Raw genomic sequence first — 14779 nt, 5'->3', positions numbered from 1 at the left:
ATTTAATGGTTGATGGGGCACCTTTACCCCACCAACCTGATACCATTATCAGATGGTTGATAGATCGACTCCGTAGTTGAGTTCCTCTGCGAAGTCCGGCAGTCCGTAACCGATGGTTTTCTTGTAGAAAGGAGAGACCTTCGCAGTCGGTGCCTTCTTCTTGTGCTTCGTGGTGTAGAGCATTCGTGCCCGCATCACCTCGAAGGAGTAACCGCGCCCTTCACGGTTCTTGTCCTTGGCCAGTCGGTTGATGGACTCCGTGTAAGCGTTGGTGACGGGCATGTCCGTCTCGAAGTAGGTCATGGTCTCTTCGCGCCAGTTTCCCACTGCCCTGACCAGATCGCTCCAGACTTCCTTTTGGCCCTTCGGGATGGTGGCTATCCACTCGTCCAGGGCGGCTTCTGCCTGGAGCCGTGTGGTGGCGTCCCAGATGCCGTAGAAGCGCTCCTTGTGCTCGTAGGCGGCCAGCAGTTGCGGGAACGCGCCTGTCCAGGTCTCCATGATGAGGCGCTCCCGGTCTGAGACTTCGTGAGCGCGTTTCAGCAGGATTTTCCGGTCTCCCTTGAGAGTCCGGCTCTGGGACGGTTTCAGCTCCTTTCTGAGGCCCTTGCGCACTCTCTCTAGGGCATCGTTGGCCATGCGCACCACATGGAACTTATCGACCACGATACGGGCCTGGGGCAGCACAGCCTTGACCGCTGCCCGGTAGGGGTTCCACATGTCCATGCTGACGATCTCGACCTTCTGCCGGTCTTTCAGCTTCATCAGGTAGTTGGTCACCACGTCCTGGCGGCGGGTGGCCAGCAGGTCGAGCAGGGTTCGCTCCTCAATGTTGGTCAGAATGCAGCGGTAGCGCTTGTTCAGGTATAGCTCGTCAATGCCCAGGATGCGGGGCGTCTCGAAGCGGTGCCAGCGCCCCAGGAACTCGGCGCGGGCGTTGAAGATGTCGCGCACCGTCTTCTCGTCCAGGCCGGTCTGTGCCGCCACAAAGGTGTAGGGGTGGTTGAAGGATTCCTTCTCCACGTACTCATGCAGCCGCAGTGTCATACGGAATCCGTCCACCATCTCCGGTAGCTGGGGCCTGAATGTTGTCTTGCAGGCCCGGCAGGTGTATCGGCGGCGGACCACCCAGAGAGTGACCCGCTTGCCGTGGATGGGCAGATCACGATAGGGAACGTCACGCTTGCCGAACCGCACGAACTCACCCTGCACGCCGCACCCCTCGCAGGCTACTGGTGTAGGTGCTTCAAGCCGAAAATGTATGTCTTCATTCTGCTCATCAGAATCCACCAACTGGTACCCAGGAAGGCTTAACGAATTAATCATCTCCCGCCTTGATCAGAAAAACAGGTAGGTGGCGTAACCGGCAATCATCGCCATAGCAAAAATGACTGCTAAAAACGCCGCTAAAAGCTTCAGCGTGAACAAAGAGCGCAACAGAATGAGCTCAGTCAGGCTGGCTCCGGCACTGCCGATGATCAACGCTAGCACCGTCCCGGCACCCACGCCTTTGGCCATCAGAGCCGCTGCCAGAGGTATGACGGCTTCAGCGCGAATATACAACGGCACGCCGATGACAGCGGCAACTGGAATGGCAAAGGGATTATCTGGGCCTGCATACTGCTCCAATAAGTCAGTGGGCATGAAACCATAGATCACGCTGCCAATCGCAATACCGATGAGCAGGTAAGGCAACACATCGATAAAGTCCGACCAAGCTTCCCGCCACACACCACTGTACTTCCCTTCTTTCTTAACCGTGACAGTGGGTTGACTGTCACAGCATTCGCTAGACGTAGAGACTGTTGTCTTCCTATCAGCCCCGCAAGAAGCCGTCTTCGGAGTGGTGTCGCAGCTGTTGGTGCCGCAACTCGATGCGGTCGATGTAGCACTGCACGGGCTTGCTGATGAACTACATCCACTGCTCTCTTGTGTCGCCGTCCGGCGCACATAACGCTCGAAGCCAAGCGTGTGAAGCAGCCATCCGGCACCTACCGCGACCACCAAAGCGGCGAGCACATAGATAGCAGTAAGTGTCCATCCAAACGTGGCAACCAGCAGGCCGACGACGATAGGATTCAGCAACGGAGATGAGAAAAGAAACACCATCATCGGCCCAAAACCGGCCCGTGCCCGAATCAACCCTTTCAACATGGGGATAGTCGAGCAACTACAGAAGGGCGTTATAGCTCCTAAACCAGCAGCAAGAAAATAGCCTCGCTTCCCACTGGAAGTCAGTAACGCTTCCACCTTGGATGGTGGGATGTGACGTTGAAGAACTCCGACCAGCAAGCTAATGCCAATGAATAAAACCGATAGCTCGATAGCGAGAAAGGCGAACATGCCTAGAGCGTCTTGGAGTTGAGATGACATTCAATATTACTCCTATATTTCTAGTATTGTCGAAATGATGTACGCAGCCTACTTGCGTTTATCCGACCTGTCAACTATAATTCTAGAAACATCGAATTATTGGGGCGTGCTATGGATCACGAAAAGGTTGCAGCCAGCTTAGCTGAGCTAGGGAATAGTCACCGACTGTCCGTGTTCCGCTTTCTGGTCAAAGCTGGCCATGATGGGGCTTCGGTCGGAGATATCCAGAAGGGGCTGGGTATTCCTGCTTCGACGCTATCACATCACCTTGCGCGCATGGCCAAGGTAGGGCTGATCCGGCAGGAGAAACATAGCCGCACGATTGTCTGTATACCCGAGTATGGGCACCTAGAGAATTTGATCGGTTTCTTACAAGAGGAATGTTGTGCAGGTGTCCGGATTGCGCATGAACCAGAACCGCTTTGACGCTTGCCCAGCTCTCGCTGTCCTCCCTAGTCAGCATCGCTATGAAGACTCAGGCGAAGGTGGAAACAGAAAATTGGCAGTAGAGTAGGCTGAAGAGGATCAATCAGATAATCCGCTGAGAAAGATTTTCTTCTTTACATCTTTGGCATTTTATCAACCAGAAATTCCGGATACCCGAAATATCCAGCAGATCGGTCAGCAGGTCTTCCGCGCCCTCCAGCGCCTGGTGCGCGCGTTCCACCAGCACGTGCTCGGCAGCCGGCAGGCTGCGCTCGCGCAACGTGGAAATCAGCAGCCGCGCCGCATTCAATGGCTGCAGCAGGTCGTGACTGGCCGCAGCCAGATACTTGTCCTTGCTGCGGTTGGCGGCCTGGGCAGCATCCCGGGCCTCGATCAACTGGTTGGTGCGCTCGGCAACGCGCTGCTCCAGTTCGTCATTGAGCTGTTGCAGGCGTTCCTGGCTGAGCTTGCGCTCGGTGATATCGGCGACGAAACCCTCGACTACGCCCTCTTCGTCCGGACGCAGGAGCAGGTTCATCAGCACATCGATGGCGCTGCCGTCCTTGCGTTGCAAGCGGGTCTCGTACCCCAGCAGCGCCCGCTCGCGCTGCAGTTGCTCGGCGATGTGCAGCAGTTCCTGCTGGCCGCCAATGAACAGATGCCCGGCCAGGTCGGTGCGCGCCAGCAGCAACTGCTGCGGATCGGCGTAGCCCAGCATCCGCGCCATGGCCGGGTTGGCCGCGCGCAGGCCGTCTTCCAGGCTGGCCTGGAAAATCCCGTGCACGGCATGCTCGAACAGCCAGGTGTAACGGTTGCGCTCGGTTTCCAGCTCGTCGAGGCGCGCCGCCAGCTCCGGGTAGTGGCTCTTGCGGACCGTGTGGTTGCTCAGCCCGAGCAATCCGGCCAGGGCGTCGGAGCCCGGCTCAGAGGGCCTCGCCATAGACCACCTCGACATCACGCTGGCTCGAGGCACGAGGGTTGGTGAGGATGCACGGGTCGTCCATGGCGTGTTGCGAAAGGAATGGAATATCGCTGCCGCTGACGCCATGCAGGCCAGGGTTTCATGGAAGCCCACGGCCCGCTTCAGGGCGATCAGGTGCTCGACCAGGCGCTGGCGGATCTGGTTATGGGTGAGGCCGCGGCAATCGATGCCAAAGGTTTCGGCGATCACCTTGAAGCGCTCCGGCGCCGCACTGTAGTTGAACGCCACCACGTGCTCCACCAGCACCGCATTGCACAATCCATGGGGCAGGTCGAGGAAGCCGCCGAGGCTGTGAGACATCGCATGCACCGCGCCGAGGATCGCATTGGAGAACGCCAGCCCGGCCTGCATGCTGCCGAGCATGATCGACTCGCGCAGGGCGATGTCCGAAGGGTTGGCGATCATCTGCACCAGGTTGCCGTCTATCAGGCGCATGGCTTCCAGGGCGTGGGTATCGGTCAACGGCCCGTGGCCGGTGGAGACGAACGCCTCGATGGCGTGCACCAGCGCATCGATGCCGGTACAGGCGGAGAGGAACGGGTCCATGCTCAGGGTGGTTTCCGGGTCGATCAGCGACACATCGGGCACCACCGCCTTGCTGACGATGGAGAACTTCATGCGTTCCTGCTGGTTGGAAATGATCACGAACTGCGAAACGTCCGCCGACGTGCCGGCTGTGGTCGGGATCAGGATCAACGGCGGGCTGGGCACGCGGATGGTGTCGACCCCTTCGAACTCGAGGATGTGCCGGCCATGGGCGACCACGATACCGATGCCCTTGGCGCAGTCCATGGGGCTGCCGCCGCCAACGGCGACGATCACGTCGCACTGCTCGGCGCGGTAGCGCTCGGCGCCGTCCATCACCTCTTCCACCCGCGGGTTGGGCGACACCTGGCTATACAGCACGTAATCGATGCCCTGGGCCTGCAGACTGGCCTCGACATCCGCGACCCAGCCGGCGGCGATGACGCCGGGGTCGCTGACCAGCAGCACCTTGCGCGCGCCGAAGGTCCGTGCGTAATTGGCGACGTGATGGCGGCAGCCGGCACCAAAGATGATTTCGGGGGAGACGAACTTGCGCAACTGGCTCAGATTCGGGCTCATGCAACGCCTTCTTGTTTTTTTAAGTTAGCGCCAGCCTAAAGCAAAGAGAGGGTAAGGCAAAGGCGGCGCCGGCCGTCTCGAGAGCCGGCCGGCGCCAGGAGGATCAACGGTTAGCGAAGTACATGGTCACTTCGAAACCGATACGCAGATCAGTGAACGCAGGCTTTTTCCACATAGGTCCATCCTCTTCTGGCACCGCAGGCTGGCGGTGCGTCTAGTGATACACCGTTTCCGGTGCGGGTCGAATACTACTTTGGAACAGTCTTGCCACAACCGCAGTGGCTTGGAGCCTGGCTTGTCGGGCTTAGAAGAAGCCCAGCGGGTTGACGTCGTAGCTGACCAGCAGGTTCTTGGTCTGCTGGTAGTGGTCGAGCATCATCTTATGGGTCTCGCGACCGACACCGGATTTCTTGTAGCCACCGAACGCGGCATGGGCCGGGTACAGGTGGTAGCAGTTGGTCCAGACGCGACCGGCCTTGATTGCGCGGCCCATGCGGTAGGCACGGTTGATGTCGCGGGTCCAGACGCCGGCACCGAGGCCGAACTCGGTATCGTTGGCGATGGCCAGGGCTTCGGCTTCGTCCTTGAAGGTGGTGACGCCGACCACAGGGCCGAAGATCTCTTCCTGGAACACACGCATGCCGTTGTGGCCCTTGAGCAGGGTCGGCTGGATGTAGTAGCCGCTGGACAGGTCGCCGGCCAGCTGCTCGGCGTTGCCGCCGGTGAGGATCTCGGCGCCTTCGTCGCGGGCGATCTGCAGGTAGGACAGGATCTTGTCGTACTGCTGCTCGGACGCCTGGGCGCCGACCATGGTTTCGGTGTCCAGCGGGTTGCCGCGCTTGATCTGCTTCACCTTCTTCAACACCTCCTGCATGAACTGCGGGTAGATGGATTCCTGGACCAGCGCACGGGACGGGCAGGTGCACACTTCGCCCTGGTTGAAGAAGGCCAGGACCAGGCCTTCGGCGGCCTTTTCGATGAACGACGGCTCGGCCTGCATGATGTCTTCGAAGAAGATGTTCGGCGACTTGCCGCCCAGCTCGACGGTGGACGGGATGATGTTCTCCGCTGCGCATTTCATGATGTGCGAGCCCACCGGAGTGGAACCGGTGAAGGCGATCTTGGCGATGCGCTTGCTGGTGGCCAGGGCCTCGCCGGCTTCACGACCGAAGCCCTGGACGATGTTCAGCACGCCTGGCGGCAACAGGTCGCCGACCAGCTCGATGAACACGGTGATCGACAGCGGCGTCTGTTCGGCCGGCTTGAGCACGATGCAGTTGCCGGCGGCCAGGGCCGGGGCGAGTTTCCACGCAGCCATCAGCAGCGGGAAGTTCCACGGGATGATCTGCCCGACCACGCCCAGCGGCTCATGGAAGTGATAGGCAGCGGTGTTGTCGTTGATCTCGGCGGCGCTGCCTTCCTGGGCGCGGATGCAACCGGCGAAATAGCGGAAATGATCGGCAGCCAGGGGCACATCGGCGTTGAGGGTTTCGCGGATGGCCTTGCCGTTGTCCCAGGTCTCGGCCAGGGCCAGGACTTCGAGGTTCTGTTCGATGCGGTCGGCGATCTTCAACAGGATGTTGGAACGGTCCTGTACGGAGGTGCGGCCCCACGCGTCGGCAGCGGCATGGGCAGCGTCCAGTGCCTTGTCGATGTCCTGGGCGTTGGAGCGGGGGAATTCGGCAATCAGTTGGCCGTTGACCGGCGAGGTGTTGCTGAAGTATTGGCCGCTCAGCGGCTGGACGAACTCGCCGCCGATGTAGTTGCCGTAGCGGGGTTTGAAGGAAACGATGGCATCCGGGCTGCCGGGAGCTGCGTAGATCATGGTTCAGGGCCTCTGCTGAGCGGCGCCCGCCGTGGATGACGGGCAGTGACTGGATCTTAGTCAGGCGCGGCGGAGCAACGAATCAGCACTTGGCAGGGATGGGCTAGTCATTTGGTCGTAGGAGCGTGGCGGTTCGGCGACCCGACAAGCCACGCTCCTACGGGGACAGCGATGAGTCAAGCTCAGAGGCTCAGGAACAACTTCTGCGCACTGCTCTTGTCGATCCGGCTGCGATACACCTCGATGATCGCCTGGTTGCTCTGCGATGCCACCACCTGCGGTCCACGGTCATAACGCTGCTCGCGGGTCTTCAGGTGCGCCGCGGTGAAGTCACCGACCTGGGCATCGGCGCTGGCGTAGTGGAAATGCGCGTACCACAGCGGCTTTCCGTCCTTGTCATTGACCACGAATTCCTGCAGGTAGTCTTGGCGAAAGCCCTTGCGCCTGGCCAGCGCGATCCGCTCGCCTTCCCGCGCAATGCTGATTTCCTGCTGCTCCAGCAGCCAGGCCACCTGCCCCACCGTCGGTGCCTGCTTCTTGAGGATCTCCACCCGCAGGCGCCGGCCCTCGTCACGCATCAGTTGCGCCTTGGCGGTCAGCGCCGCGGACTGGCGCGCGGCGTCGAGGCCGTTGCTAGAGTCATCCGTGGCGTTTTCCCGGGTAAGCGCATTCTGTATCTGCTGGACCAGGGCATCCAGCGGGCGCGCTTCCTGGATCAGGATGTCCTCGATATCGACACCGACGGCCGCAGTCTTCGCCTGGCTGCGCACCTTGGCGATACAACGCTCGGCATTGTTGAGCAACGGCGTGGAGCGCTTGATCAGCGTAGCCAGGCCGGCCGGGGTCGGTGCCGGCGGCTCGCTGTGGGTTTCCACCACAGGCTGCCAGACACCTGGCTCGGAACTCTCCTCATAGCTGGCCAGCTCGCTGTTGTCGATAGGATCGACCACCACCACGGTTTCCGGACGGTCGCCTTGGGCCTTGCGCCGCGATCCCACCACGACGCCACGGTTGCGGGTGCGGATCAGCACCTGTTTGCGCTTGACTGGCGTTGGCCTGGGCATGGCCTCACTTCGACCAGGCAGCAGTTGCAGGCGCGCGGCCAGTTCCGCCTGGGCCTCGCGATGCAGTCTTTCCAGACTGTCGATGAATGCCTGGAGTAATTGCGCTGCGCCGGCGCCTCGCGGCAAAGTCTGATACAGACGGGAAGTATCGAGGGCGTGGCCGAGGCGACTGACCACGCTATCGAGCACCTCCACCTCCTCGGACTCGCTGAAGGCGCCTTTCACATCCAGCTCATCGCGCATGCTCAGACCGGTCCGCGCCGCCAGCAGGCCACGGTAGAGCACCTTGTAGTCGCTGCTTTTTTCGATATCGAGAATGGTCGCGGCACGCAGGCTCAGGTCTACCGACGTCCATGCCCGCAGGCTTGGCTCGCTGGTCAGAAGATCGTGGGTTTGGTCCGCCAATTGCGGTCCGCCGGGCAGGATGTCGCGCAGTTGCTTGCGCATGTCGACGATCACGGCATGACAGGCAAGAATGCCATCGACTTCCTCCTGGGACTTGCGACACGCTTCCATCATGCGCTTGAGCTGTTCCACGTGTTCTGGCGATTGCTCTTCCTGTGGCGAGCTTGCCGGGCGCATCTGCCGCATGATCGCGTGGTTGTCGCTGAACCGGGCGTGCAGGACATAGGCCAGTTGCGCCTGGGTGCCGGCACGATCGTAGAGGTTGCGCGCATGCATGCGCTTGAATTCCGGCTGCGGCTTCAACTGCTGCAACTGGCGCAGATTGTCGTCGAACGACACCAGCACAGCGTCAAGCTGGACAAGATGGTCGTGATAGACCTGCAGATGCTCCTTGGCCGGATACTGTTGGCGCGCCGCTTCGTCCAGGTCTGCCTGGACCTGCTCGGAAAGGCTGACCCGCTGTCCGAGCAGGCGGGCGTGGTTCTCTTCGAGCTGGACAGCGCGCTGGCGGTTGCTCTCACGCAGTTGCGCGATGCGCCGGTTGACCGGCATGCCGCCGCGCAGGCGCAGGCCGAAGTCCAGCCGCCAGTTCCCACCGGCGTCGCTGCGAACCCAGGGGCCGAGCTTGCCGGCGGCATCGATCAGGCGCGGCCCATCCTCGGTGAAGGACAACCGATAGATCATCCCGTCGATCAGGCCCAGCCACTGCTGCTGGTATTGATAAAGCCCATGATGGGGTCCCGGCCCTATCGGCGTACCGAGCTCGTCCACACTGACCTCGCTGCGAAAACCGGACAGTGCCTCGCGCTGGGCCACGGTCAGGTCGGTGCTTCCCCAGCCGAAACGCGACCAGCGGGGCGCCTGCGGCAGCTCGGTCTTGCTCGGCTCGATGCTCACCGCCTCGCTGTCCCGGTCCGGGGCTGTCGTGGTGTCGCCTGGCAGGCCGGGTTCGCTTTCCGGCAGCAGCAGCAGCAACGCCAGGCTCAGGAGCAATTGCTGCAGGTCACCGGGCTGGCCGGCGCTCTTGTCCTGCGCCAGTACCCCACGCAGGCTGGAAAACAGCGGCAGCATCCAGGCCGCCTTGACCAGTGGCCCATTGAAGAACGGCAAAATGGTGTTCAGCATCAGCCAGCCCAGCTCCTGGTAGCCCAGCCAGCGACTTTCGCTGGTAGACAGGGTTTCCCGCTGCGCCCGGGCAATCAGTTCCTGGGCGCAGGATTGATACAGCTGCTCAGGGACATTGCCGTGCAGCGCCGCCTCGCCCAGCTTGGCCAGCGCCGGCACGCTGATGATGGAGAACTCGTCACCAGGGAAGAAGCGCACGATGTGCGGTTCGGCAAAACCGCCATGGGCGTAGACCGCTCGGCGCGCCGGCGCCAGACGCTCGAGAATGTCGTCCTGCAGGGCTCCCGCTGCGCACAGGGCCTTGAAGAACTCCGCGCGGCTGGCGTACTCGCGCAACGGCTCACGGTGCAAGGGGCGATACAACAGGCAAGGGCCTTCGCCGATGGTCGGCGCCTCGATCAGCCAGGCATTGGCAGCGACATCAGGCGTGGCACCGGAACGAGCGATGAACGACAGCGGCCGCAGCGCCACCTGGGCCGCGGACGGCAGTTCGGGCCGGAACAGGCTGTCCACCCGCTTGACGCTCTGCGCGCTGAGCGATGCCGGATCACGCAGACGGGTTTCCAGCGCTAGCAGTGGCATTTGCTCGCAGATCTGCTGGATAAAGCGTTGCTGGCGCGGCCTGCGCTCGTCGGCATCGTCGAGCAAGACACGCTGCAGCAGCTCGGGATAGTGTCCTCCCACATCCAGGCGCGTCACCAGGCCCTTGAGATAATCCACCGTCAGCCACTGCGGCAACTTCGCCCCACTGAGGCTGTGCAGGCTCACGGTGCCGGCCTGCAACACCGCCAGGTTGGCCAGGGCGAACTGCATCGGCGTCAGCCGCACGATCTTTTCCTCGCCCTGGGGCACCACGCTGCCACCACTGCCGCCAGCGGCCCCGGTCACCTGCCTGTTGACCAGTTCCAGGTCATCCAGATCCGGTAACGGATCATGGGGATGGTCAGTGAGCATGGCGTCATGCAACTGCTGGCGGGCGAAATCGAAAGCGTCGGGCACGCCGTCGAGGAAGGATTTTTCCTCCTCATCCTGCCGCAGCCATGCCATGCGCAGCAGGCGCCCGGCGTAATCACGGCGCTGATCCTCGCTGGCCTTGGCCAGCCAGTCCGGCAATTGCAGGCGCAAGCGCTGGCGCATCTCGCGCTGGTTGGCCTGGCAGATGCCGAGCAGCGAGCTGGCTTCATCCAGACGCAGTTGCAGCGACTGGCCGGCACTCATGCCCGGCAGCGCCGGCAGGTGTGCCAATGCGGCGACAAGATCCTGCTGCTGCTCGCGCAACAGCAGGGCCTGGGACACGAACACCGAGCCAGGTGCCGTGTACTGGTGCAAAACCTGCGGCCCTTTTCTGTCAGGACAGCGATTGACCAGCGAGCCACGCAGGGCCGTACGCGACTCGAAGCGATAGATGGATCCGCTCAGGCTGAAAACCAGGGCCATCTTGCGCTGCAACTGGCTGACTTCGCGCTCCAGCAGGATCGCACTGGCCAGTTCCGGATCCAGGCCCTGTTCGACGCACAGAACCTGCGCGAGCAGGCTGATTTTCACTTCGACCAGGTTGTGCAATAGCGCCCGGTCCTGCGCTCGCGGGAAGTTGACGATGGTCCTTGCGGTCGCTGCCTCAAGGCTGTCCAGGCCACCATTGCGGAACAGTTCCTCTACGACTTCCTGGCATTGCTGCTGCAGATGGCCAGCCATCCACAACAACGGACTCCCCTCGCCGTCGCGGCTGAAGTTCCAGTACTCGTACAGCGCCTGTTGGTAAGTGGACAGCAGGTACCGCGCGCTTTCGTTGATCAGCGCCTGGATATCGGCAACTTCGACCTTGCTGCGGAACGGGGTTTCCGCGCCCTTGTAGAAGCTCAGGTAATCGCTGTCGGCGTCGAGGCTGAGCAAGGCGCCAGTGCAGAAGCACTCGATCAGAACATCGGCCAGGTCCTCGACCTGTTCGCTGCCCTTGGCATCTGTCCGGTACAACAACAGCGCCGAGGGGTCGGGCTCGGCGAATCCGCGCAGGTAGGCCTGCTCGAAGATCAGGCACCAGGCCACGTCACGCAGCGAGGGACGCCGGGCGAAACGCTGGGCGATGGGGCCGCAGAGGGGGGAGTTCAGGGCCAGTTGGCCGAGGGGTGATGGGGTTGGGGTCATGGGTGCGCTTCCTTGGGCTGGAGGGAAGCAGCATTTCAATCGTATGCATTGGCATGACGGTGGTAGATCTTGCTTGGGTGGTTGCGGCTGATGGCCTCATCGCTGGCAAGCCAGCTCCCACATGCGCTATCCCTGGGAGCTGGCTTGCCAGCGATGAGGCCCTATCTGACAACAACGTTGGCAGTGCCGACCTCATCGCCGGTACTTTCAGCGGAAATCAACGGTCCTTGAACTGCGCCTCACGCTTGGCAATGAACGCCGCCATGCCTTCCTTCTGGTCCTCGGTGGCGAACGCCGCGTGGAATACCCGGCGCTCGAAGCGCACGCCTTCCGACAGGCTTACTTCGAAGGCGCGGTTCACCGACTCCTTGACCATCATCGACACCGGTACCGACTTGCTGGCAATCACCGCCGCCACTTTCAGCGCTTCGTCCAGCAGCTCGGCCTGGGGCACGATCCGCGCCACCACGCCAGCCCGCTCGGCTTCCTCGGCGCCCATCAGGCGGCCGGTCAGGCACAGTTCCATGGCCTTGGCCTTGCCTACTGCGCGGGTCAGGCGCTGGGTGCCGCCCATGCCCGGCAGCACGCCGAGGTTGATCTCCGGTTGGCCGAACTTGGCGTTGTCGGCGGCAAGGATGAAGTCGCACATCAGCGCCAGTTCGCAGCCGCCACCCAGGGCAAAGCCGGACACCGCCGCGATGATCGGCTTGCGCCGGTTGGCCACGCGGTCACTGTCGCTGAACAGGTCGTCGAGGTAGATCTGCGGGTAGGTCAGCTCGGCCATTTCCTTGATGTCGGCGCCGGCGGCAAAGGCCTTGGCCGAGCCGGTGAGGACGATGCAACCGATATTGGCATCGGCCTCGTAGGCGTCCAGCGCCTGGTTCAGCTCGCCGATGATCTGGCGGTTCAGGGCGTTCAGCGCCTGGGGCCGGTTCAGGGTAATCAGGCCGACCTTGCCACGGGTTTCGACGAGGATGGTTTCGAATGTCATGAGCTGCTCCCTTCAAAGATTGCGCGCAATCACCATGCGCTGAATGTCGCTGGTGCCTTCGTAGATCTGGCAGACCCGCACATCGCGGTAGATCCGCTCCAGCGGAAAGTCGCTCAGATAGCCATATCCGCCGAGGGTCTGCAAGGCATCCGAACAGACCTTTTCGGCCATTTCCGAGGCGAAAAGCTTGGCCATGGACGCTTCGACCAGCGCCGCCCGACCGGCATCGCGCAGGGCGGCCGCGTGATGCACCATCTGCCGCGCCACGGCAATCCGGGTGGCCATGTCGGCCAGGCGGAAGGCCACGGCCTGGTGCTCGATCAGCGGCTTGCCGAAGCTCTCGCGCTCGCGGGCATAGTCCCGGGCCACCTCGAAAGCGGCGCGGGCCATGCCCACCGACTGCGCGGCAATGCCGATGCGACCGCCCTCCAGGTTGGCCAGGGCGATCTTGTAGCCTTCGCCCTCCTCGCCCAGGCGATTGGCCAACGGCACCCGCACCTCGTCGAAGACAATCTGGCAGGTGTCCGACGCGTGCTGGCCGAGCTTGTCCTCGACCCTCGCGACCTGGTAGCCGGGGCTGTCGGTGGGAACCAGGAAGGCGGTGATCCCGCGCTTGCCCGCGGCCGGATCGGTAACGGCAAAGACGATCACCAGCCCGGCATTGCTGCCGGAGGTGATGAACTGCTTGCAGCCGTTGATCACGTAGTGGTCGCCGTCGCGACGGGCGCGGGTCTTCAGGCTGCTGGCATCCGAGCCGGCCTGGGGTTCGGTAAGGGCGAAGGCGCCGAGCATGGCACCGCTCGCCAGCGGAGTGAGGAACCGCTGCTTCTGCTGCTCGTTGCCGAACTTGAGGATCGGCACGCAGCCCACCGAGTTGTGCACGCTCATGATGGTGGAGCAGGCGCCGTCACCGGCGGCGACTTCCTCCAGGGCCATGGCGTAGGACAGGTAGCCGGTATCGCAACCGCCCCACTGCTCCGGCACCAGCATGCCGAAGAAGCCCATGTCGGCCATCTCGGCCATCGCCTCCTTCGGAAAACGATGCTCGCGGCTCCATTGCTCGGCGAATGGCCGCAGGCGCTCCTGGGCGAACTGCCGGGCAGCATCGGCGATCTGTTGTTGCTCGTCGTTAACCAGCATGGCGCACCTCAGTCCAGGATCTCGACAGCCATGGCCGTGGCCTCGCCACCACCGATGCAGATCGCCGCCACACCGCGGCGCTTGCCTTTCTGGCGCAGGGCGGACAGCAAGGTCACCAGGATCCGCGCGCCGGACGCGCCGATCGGATGGCCAAGGGCGCAGGCACCGCCGTGGACGTTGACCTTCTCGTGTGGCAGCCCGAGCGTCTTCATCGCAACCAGGGTCACCACGGCAAAGGCTTCGTTGATCTCGAACAGATCGACATCGCCCACGTCCCAGCCGGTGCGTGCGAGCAGCTTCTCGATAGCACCGATCGGCGCGGTGGGGTAAAGCGACGGCGTGTCGGCGAAGGCGGCGTGACCATGGATGACCGCCAGCGGCTTGAGGCCCAGCGCCTCGGCGCGGGAACGGCGCATCAGCACCAGCGCCGCGGCGCCGTCGGAGATCGAGCTGGAGTTGGCCGCGGTCACGGTGCCCCGTCGCGGAACGCCGGCTTGAGTTGCGCGATCTTGTCCAGGCGCGCCTTGGGCGGCTGCTCGTCATCGCTGATCAGCACCTTGTCCTTGCCCACCGTGACCTCTACCGGAACGATCTCCGCGGCGAAACTGCCGTCCTTGATCGCCTGCTGGGCGCGGGTCAGGGAGGCGATGGCGAAATCGTCCTGTGCCTGGCGGCTGAAGTCGTTGGCCTCGGCACAGTCCTCGGCGAAGGTGCCCATCAGGCGACCCTTGTCGTAGGCATCTTCGAGACCGTCGAGGAACATATGGTCGATGATCCTGCCGTGGCCCATGCGATAACCGCTGCGGGCCTTGTCCAGCAGGTACGGGGCGTTGGACATGCTTTCCATGCCGCCGGCGACAACCACCTCGGCGCTGCCGGCCAGCAGCAGGTCGTGGGCCATGATCGCCGCCTGCATGCCGGAGCCGCACATCTTGTTCAAGGTGGTGCAGGTGGTGCCCTTGTCCAGCCCGGCACCCAGTGCCGCTTGACGCGCCGGGGCCTGGCCAAGGCCGGCAGGCAGTACGCAGCCGAACAGCACCTGCTCGACGCTGCCGGGCTGGATGCCGGCACGCTCGACGGCGGCGCGGATCGCCGCGGCGCCCAATTGCGGCGCGGTCAGGCTCTTGAGGTCGCCCTGCAGGCCACCCATCGGGGTGCGCACGGCGCTGACGATGACGATCGGATCCTGGTTCATGTTC

8 protein-coding genes and 3 pseudogenes are annotated in these 14779 nt (G+C 62.8%); 1 reads left to right on the top strand and 10 read right to left on the bottom strand.

What is annotated here, in order from left to right; all coding sequences use genetic code 11:
• Positions 1–48: 48 nt before the first annotated feature.
• Both CSV86_RS06310 and CSV86_RS06305 read right to left on the bottom strand, forming a co-directional pair.
• Positions 49–1326 carry an ISL3 family transposase gene (locus CSV86_RS06310; RefSeq protein ID WP_000610830.1) on the bottom strand — a complete coding sequence of 426 codons (1278 nt, stop codon included), beginning with the start codon at positions 1324–1326 and terminating at the stop codon, positions 49–51.
• Between the two features lie 12 nt (positions 1327–1338).
• Positions 1339–2343: a permease gene (locus tag CSV86_RS06305; RefSeq protein ID WP_040363373.1), complete on the bottom strand. Its 1005-nt coding sequence runs from the start codon at positions 2341–2343 to the stop codon at positions 1339–1341.
• A 141-nt stretch (positions 2344–2484) separates the two neighbouring features.
• Here CSV86_RS06305 and CSV86_RS06300 point away from each other — a divergent pair, with 141 nt between their 5' ends.
• Complete coding sequence (locus CSV86_RS06300) at positions 2485–2799, top strand: ArsR/SmtB family transcription factor (RefSeq protein ID WP_000349485.1); 315 nt, start codon at positions 2485–2487, stop codon at positions 2797–2799.
• Between the two features lie 175 nt (positions 2800–2974).
• On the opposite strand, the pseudogene CSV86_RS06295 reads toward CSV86_RS06300, so the two are convergent.
• The 8 genes and pseudogenes from CSV86_RS06295 to CSV86_RS06260 all read right to left on the bottom strand — a co-directional run.
• Positions 2975–3739, bottom strand: a pseudogene (locus CSV86_RS06295) (PAS domain-containing protein); the annotation flags it as partial.
• Positions 3723–4885 (bottom strand): annotated as a pseudogene (gene ercA, locus CSV86_RS06290) (alcohol dehydrogenase-like regulatory protein ErcA). The pseudogenes CSV86_RS06295 and ercA, both read right to left, overlap by 17 nt.
• Positions 4886–4988: 103 nt before the next feature.
• Positions 4989–5060, bottom strand: coding sequence for a pyrroloquinoline quinone precursor peptide PqqA (gene pqqA / locus CSV86_RS06285; RefSeq protein ID WP_009394664.1), 72 nt, complete (start codon positions 5058–5060; stop codon positions 4989–4991).
• A 129-nt stretch (positions 5061–5189) separates the two neighbouring features.
• The gene (gene exaC, locus CSV86_RS06280) at positions 5190–6710 is read right to left on the bottom strand and encodes an acetaldehyde dehydrogenase ExaC (protein WP_009394661.1); all 1521 of its coding nucleotides are present in this window, start codon (positions 6708–6710) and stop codon (positions 5190–5192) included.
• Positions 6711–6892: 182 nt separating this feature from the next.
• Entirely contained in the window at positions 6893–11449 is a 4557-nt protein-coding gene (locus CSV86_RS06275) for a dermonecrotic toxin domain-containing protein (RefSeq protein WP_009394660.1), read from the bottom strand.
• 217 nt (positions 11450–11666) lie between these two features.
• On the bottom strand, positions 11667–12440 hold the full coding sequence (locus CSV86_RS06270; protein ID WP_009394659.1) for an enoyl-CoA hydratase: 774 nt from the start codon (positions 12438–12440) through the stop codon (positions 11667–11669).
• A gap of 12 nt (positions 12441–12452) precedes the next feature.
• On the bottom strand, positions 12453–13580 hold the full coding sequence (locus tag CSV86_RS06265) for an acyl-CoA dehydrogenase (protein ID WP_009394657.1): 1128 nt from the start codon (positions 13578–13580) through the stop codon (positions 12453–12455).
• A gap of 8 nt (positions 13581–13588) precedes the next feature.
• A pseudogene (locus CSV86_RS06260) lies at positions 13589–14775 on the bottom strand (acetyl-CoA C-acyltransferase).
• Between the last annotated feature and the right edge of the window lie 4 nt (positions 14776–14779).

It is taken from the genome of Pseudomonas bharatica CSV86 (assembly GCF_000319305.2).
In the GTDB taxonomy this organism is placed as follows: domain Bacteria; phylum Pseudomonadota; class Gammaproteobacteria; order Pseudomonadales; family Pseudomonadaceae; genus Aquipseudomonas; species Aquipseudomonas bharatica.
The sequence above is the reverse complement of the archived record's forward strand: the minus strand, read 5'-3'. Positions and strand labels throughout refer to the sequence as shown.

What these genes read in the sequence shown, in the direction of transcription:
- CSV86_RS06275 (WP_009394660.1), bottom strand. Translation starts at nt 11,449, where the DNA reads ATGACCCCAACCCCATCACCCCTCGGCCAACTGGCCCTGAACTCCCCC.
- CSV86_RS06305 (WP_040363373.1), bottom strand. Translation starts at nt 2,343, where the DNA reads ATGTTCGCCTTTCTCGCTATCGAGCTATCGGTTTTATTCATTGGCATT.
- CSV86_RS06300 (WP_000349485.1), top strand. Translation starts at nt 2,485, where the DNA reads ATGGATCACGAAAAGGTTGCAGCCAGCTTAGCTGAGCTAGGGAATAGT.
- exaC (WP_009394661.1), bottom strand. Translation starts at nt 6,710, where the DNA reads ATGATCTACGCAGCTCCCGGCAGCCCGGATGCCATCGTTTCCTTCAAA.
- CSV86_RS06270 (WP_009394659.1), bottom strand. Translation starts at nt 12,440, where the DNA reads ATGACATTCGAAACCATCCTCGTCGAAACCCGTGGCAAGGTCGGCCTG.
- CSV86_RS06310 (WP_000610830.1), bottom strand. Translation starts at nt 1,326, where the DNA reads ATGATTAATTCGTTAAGCCTTCCTGGGTACCAGTTGGTGGATTCTGAT.
- CSV86_RS06265 (WP_009394657.1), bottom strand. Translation starts at nt 13,580, where the DNA reads ATGCTGGTTAACGACGAGCAACAACAGATCGCCGATGCTGCCCGGCAG.